Raw genomic sequence first — 5,882 nt, 5'->3', positions numbered from 1 at the left:
TATAATATATGCAGTCATTTTTTATAATTAATTAGCTATGCGTAAATAAATAAAAACCCCACTCTAAAGCAGGGCTTTTAAAACTATATCAATTATTTTTAACTCAATATTAAGCCACTTGGCCTTCTAAAAAGTCTTGTGCAAAACGTTGTAATACACCGCCCGCTTCATATACAAAAACTTCTTCTTCGGTATCTAAACGGCAAGTCACAGGCACTTCCACAATTTCATTTTTACCATCGGCAGTTGAGCGCTCAATCACCAACGTTAAATCAGAACGTGGCGCAATATTACCAATCACGCTATAAAGCTCAGTACCATCTAGTTTTAGAGTCTTGCGGTTTACACCCGCTTTAAACTCAAGTGGCAACACGCCCATACCCACCAAGTTCGTACGGTGAATACGTTCAAAACCTTCTGCCACAATCGCTTCAACACCCGCAAGGCGTACACCTTTCGCAGCCCAGTCACGGCTTGAACCCTGACCGTAGTCAGCGCCTGCAACAATAATTAATGGCTGTTTACGGTTCATGTAGGTTTCAATTGCTTCCCACATACGCATTACTTCGCCTTCAGGCTCTACACGCGCTTTTGAACCTTGCTTAATAGTACCGTCTGAACGGACCACCATTTCGTTATACAGTTTCGGGTTAGCAAATGTTGCACGTTGTGCAGTCAAATGGTCACCACGGTGCGTTGCGTATGAGTTGAAGTCTTCTTCTGGTAGACCCATTTTATGAAGATATTCACCCGCAGCTGAGTCCATCAAAATCGCGTTTGAAGGCGACAAGTGGTCAGTGGTGATGTTGTCACCCAAAATTGCAAGTGGACGCATGTTCGCTAAAGTACGTGGTGCAGCCAACGCCCCTTCCCAATATGGCGGACGGCGGATGTAAGTACTTTGTGGACGCCAGTCATAAAGCGGACTTTCGGCCTCTACGGTTACTCCCAAGTCAAACATTGGAATGTAGACTTTACGGAACTGTTCAGGCTTCACAGCTTCTTTTACTAATGCATCAATTTCAGCATCAGATGGCCAAATGTCTTTCAGGTAAATCGGGTTACCGTCTTTATCGTGACCCAGAGCATCTTTTTCGATGTCAAAACGAATCGTGCCCGCGATTGCATATGCCACAACTAGTGGTGGAGATGCCAAGAACGCTTGTTTTGCGTATGGATGGATACGACCATCGAAGTTACGGTTACCAGACAGTACTGCTGTTGCGTACAAGTCACGGTCAATAATTTCTTGTTGAATGACTGGATCTAATGCACCCGACATACCATTACAAGTCGTACAAGCGTAAGCCACAATACCAAAACCAAGTTGCTCTAAGTCTTTTAGAACACCTGCTTCTTCAAGGTAAAGTGCAGCCGCTTTTGAACCCGGTGCAAATGATGATTTCACCCAAGGTTTACGAACTAAACCTAGCTCATTTGCCTTACGTGCCAACAAACCTGCCGCCACGGTGTTACGTGGGTTAGAAGTATTTGTACATGAAGTAATTGCCGCAATAATGATTGCGCCATCAGGCATTAAGCCATCAGAACGGTTTTCAACAATACCCGCAATACCTTTTTCTTTTAGGTCCGCAGTTGAAACACGCGCATGTGGGTTTGATGGACCAGCAATGTTACGTGTTACTTTTGATAGGTCAAAACGAAGTACACGTGGGTACTCTGCTTTGGTCATGTCAGTTGCCCAAAGGCCAATTTCTTTTGCGTACTGTTCAACCAATGCCACTTGAGCATCTTCACGACCTGTTAGGCGTAAGTAGTCAATCGTGTTCTGGTCGATGTAGAACATTGCAGCCGTAGCGCCATATTCTGGTGTCATGTTTGAAATGGTTGCACGGTCGCCCACAGACATGCTGTCAGCGCCTTCACCAAAGAACTCAAGGTATGCACCAACCACACGTTCTTTACGCAAGAATTCAGTTAAAGCAAGTACGATATCTGTTGCAGTAATACCTGCCTGACGCTGACCTACAAACTCAACACCAATAATGTCTGGTAGACGCATCCAAGATGCACGGCCCAACATCACGTTTTCAGCTTCTAAGCCACCAACGCCCACAGAAATTACGCCCAAAGCGTCTGTATGCGGAGTGTGTGAATCTGTACCTACGCAAGTGTCTGGATATGCCACGCCATCACGCGCCTGAATCACCGGAGACATTTTCTCTAGGTTAATCTGGTGCATGATGCCGTTCCCCGCAGGGATTACATCGACATTTTTAAATGCTGTTTTAGTCCACTCAATAAAGTGGAAACGGTCTTCGTTACGACGGTCTTCAACAGCACGGTTTTTTTCAAAAGCGTCTGGGTCAGCACCACCGAATTCCACTGCTAAAGAGTGGTCGACAATAAGCTGTGTTGGTACAACTGGATTGACTTTAGATGGGTCACCGCCTTTGTCGGCAATTGCATCACGCAAGCCTGCAAGGTCAACCAAAGCAGTTTGGCCCAAAATGTCATGACACACCACGCGCGCTGGATACCAAGGAAAGTCCAAGTCCTGACGGCGCTCAATTAACTGCGTTAAATAGGCAGTTAAGTTCTCGGCATCGGCACGGCGTACCAATTGCTCTGCAAGTACTTTAGACGTGTAAGGCAGTTTTTCATATGCGCCTGGCTGAATATCTTCAACGGCTTGACGCACGTCGTAATATTCAAGCTGGGTTCCTGCCAGCGGTTTACGGTATTTAGTGTTCATTAACCACGCTCCGCCAATGGTTTGAATTTGAGGTTTTCAGGACCTGTGTAGTTCGCGCTTGGACGAATGATTTTGCCGTCTTGGCGTTGTTCAATCACGTGCGCTGACCAACCTGCTGTACGTGCAATCACGAATAATGGTGTAAACATTGCAGTGGGAACGCCCATTAAGTGATAGCTCACAGCACTGAACCAGTCGAGGTTCGGGAACATATTTTTCGCATCTTTCATCACTGCTTCTAAGCGTTCAGCGATGAGGTACATTTTGGTGTTCTCTTGTGCTTGTGCCAAGTCATGTGCCACTTTTTTGATGACTTCGTTACGTGGGTCAGAGATTGTATAGACAGGGTGACCAAAACCGATCACAACTTCTTTCTTCTCAACACGGCTACGGATGTCTGCTTCTGCTTCGTCTGCGTTGTCGTAACGTTGTTGAATGACAAATGCAACTTCGTTTGCACCACCATGTTTAGGTCCGCGAAGCGCACCAATACCGCCTGTAATTGCCGAGTACATGTCAGAACCTGTACCTGCAACCACACGTGACGTAAATGTAGATGCATTGAATTCGTGCTCAGCATACAAAATGAGTGATGTATGCATTGCTTCAATCCACTCTTCAGATGGTTTTTCACCATGAAGTAAATGCAAGAAATGCGCTGCAATTGAGTCGTCATCAGTTTCAACTTCAATGCGACGACCGTTGTTGCTGAAGTGGTACCAATAAAGCAACATTGAGCCTAGGCTTGCCATTAATTTATCAGCAATATCTTTTCCGCCCGCTTCATTGTGGTCTTCGTGTTCTGGTGTTAAACAACCTAAAACTGAAACACCAGTACGCATCACATCCATTGGGTGTGCAGACGGTGGTAATTGCTCAAGTGCAGTTTTAAGTGCTGCTGGTAAGCCACGAAGTGCTTTTAATTTTGCTTTATACGCTTTGAGTTCAGCTTTGTTTGGTAGTTTGCCATGTACGAGCAAGTGAGCAACTTCTTCAAACTGGCTACCCGCTGCAAGGTCAAGAATGTCATAGCCACGATAGTGCAAGTCGTTACCGCTACGTCCTACGGTACAAAGTGCTGTGTTTCCTGCAACTTGTCCGCTAAGTGCAACTGATTTTTTTGGTTTGAAGCCTGTTGTTGTTTCATTTGAGCTCATAGAATCATCCTTTATATCAACCAGAATTTGTTGTTTGTTCAATTTTTACTTAGGTAAAAACGCGACAGCGTCTTGCCGAGTTCTCATCCAATTTTTGGATTAACCTGCCGTTCGCCTTACTTTTCACGGATGAAAAGTAAGCAAAAATCCTTGTTGGCCTGACGATATATCCATATATCGCAGTCCAACGTAGCGGCATCCATGCCGCCCTCACGATAGCTAAGACCATCGTTTCCCCTTCTTTTAAAAGAGGGCTTGTTTATTTCTTTTTAGCAAATGCGTTGTCTAAGTAGTCTTCAAACGCATAGTAATTAATGCGTTCATATAACTCTTTACGCGTTTGCATAATATCAACCACGTTCTTTTGTGTACCTTCTTTACGCAAGGTTTCATACACAGTTTCGGCTGCTTTGTTCATCGCACGGAAAGCAGAAAGTGGGTAAAGCGCAAGGCTTACATCAGCAGATGCTAACTCTTCAGTGGTAAACAGTGGTGTAGAACCAAACTCGGTAATGTTTGCCAAAATTGGTGCACCAGTTGTCTGAGCAAATTGTTTGTACATATCAAGCTCGGTAATTGCTTCAGGGAACAACATGTCTGCACCCGCTTCAATGTAAGCACCTGCGCGGTCAATTGCAGCTTGCAAACCATCTACAGCCAAGGCATCAGTACGCGCCATAATCACGAAGCTGTCATCACCACGCGCATCAACCGCAGCTTTAATACGGTCAACCATTTCTTCTTGAGTCACAATGGCTTTGTTCGGACGGTGACCACAACGTTTTGCGCCCACTTGGTCTTCGATGTGCATTGCCGCTGCACCAAACTTGATAAGTGCTTTTGTTGTACGCGCAATGTTAAATGCAGAAGCACCAAAACCTGTGTCAGCATCGACCAATAATGGAAGATCACATACATCGGTAATACGGCGTACATCGGTCAACACATCATCAAGGTTACTGATTCCCAAATCAGGTAAGCCTAAAGAACCAGCGGCTACACCACCACCTGATAAGTAAATCGCTTTATAACCTGCACGTTTTGCCAAAAGTGCATGATTGGCGTTAATGGTTCCAACCACTTGTAATGGCTTTTCTTGGGCTACGGCATCGCGAAATAGCTGACCTGCGGATTGTTTAGCCATTGTTATATTCTCCTTGTGCTTGTAGCAGTGTTTGCTCAATAATTTTGTAAGAAGCATTGATATGTCGATGCATGAGCAGCTCGGCAAGCTCACCATCGCCTTCTGCAATTGCATCTAAAATACGGATATGTTCGTCCCAAGCTTTGCTCGGTCGATCGGGGGTGTTTGAAAATTGAATTCGGTACATGCGGATGAGGTGATAGAGTTCATCACACAGCATTTTTTCTAGGGTTTTATTGCCACTACTTTTAATAATGCAGTAGTGAAAATCGTCCTGCCCTTCTTGCAAGTAATACCCTTTACCTGCTTTAAAATTTTCATCTTCAGCATGCATACGTAATACATCACGCAATGCCAAGATTTGCTTTTTATCAATATGCTGTGCAGCAAGTTTGCAAGCCAAACCTTCTAAAGAAGCACGAATCTGGTAAAGCTCTTTAAACTGTTGCAGCGAGAGCGAAACCACGCGCGCGCCCACATGTGCAGTGCGCTCAACTAATTTTTGGCCTTCAAGGCGATGAATCGCTTCACGCAAAGGTCCACGGCTAATGCCATAAGTCCGTGCCAGTTCAGGTTCAGATATTTTGCTACCTGCCGGAATTTGACCCAAAACAATAGCCGTCTGTATTTGTTTAAATACATTCTCGGTCAGTGTTCTACCCTGACTTTGTAGAGGCTCCGGTGCGAAGGTCAAATCTTGCATATTGTCGACAATTTTTAATCAATTATGGCTTTTATAGCGGTATGAATGAAAAAAATCAAGGTGATTGTTGACACTTCAGAGAACGCATCAGGTCAATTTTTATAGATTGACCTCTTATTTCACCTTATATTTAGACTATTACGCCGCCTATCTATTAGTATT

4 protein-coding genes are annotated in these 5,882 nt (G+C 44.6%); all 4 read right to left on the bottom strand.

Annotation, left to right across the window (positions count from 1 at the left end; genetic code table 11):
- Positions 1–109: 109 nt before the first annotated feature.
- The 4 genes from acnD to NL42_RS02415 all read right to left on the bottom strand — a co-directional run bounded on the left by acnD (position 110) and on the right by NL42_RS02415 (position 5,720).
- Entirely contained in the window at positions 110–2,716 is a 2,607-nt protein-coding gene (gene acnD / locus NL42_RS02430; protein ID WP_461311643.1) for a Fe/S-dependent 2-methylisocitrate dehydratase AcnD, read from the bottom strand.
- Positions 2,716–3,873, bottom strand: a complete 1,158-nt coding sequence (prpC, locus tag NL42_RS02425) for a bifunctional 2-methylcitrate synthase/citrate synthase (protein ID WP_461311642.1) — start codon at positions 3,871–3,873, stop codon at positions 2,716–2,718. Before prpC ends, acnD begins: the two co-directional genes overlap by 1 nt.
- Before the next feature lie 259 nt (positions 3,874–4,132).
- Positions 4,133–5,017, bottom strand: coding sequence for a methylisocitrate lyase (prpB, locus tag NL42_RS02420; protein WP_003655707.1), 885 nt, complete (start codon positions 5,015–5,017; stop codon positions 4,133–4,135).
- On the bottom strand, positions 5,010–5,720 hold the full coding sequence (locus tag NL42_RS02415; protein WP_005037608.1) for a GntR family transcriptional regulator: 711 nt from the start codon (positions 5,718–5,720) through the stop codon (positions 5,010–5,012). Before NL42_RS02415 ends, prpB begins: the two co-directional genes overlap by 8 nt.
- Between the last annotated feature and the right edge of the window lie 162 nt (positions 5,721–5,882).

This window comes from Acinetobacter sp. GN11 (assembly GCF_054823985.1).
The sequence above is the reverse complement of the archived record's forward strand: the minus strand, read 5'-3'. Positions and strand labels throughout refer to the sequence as shown.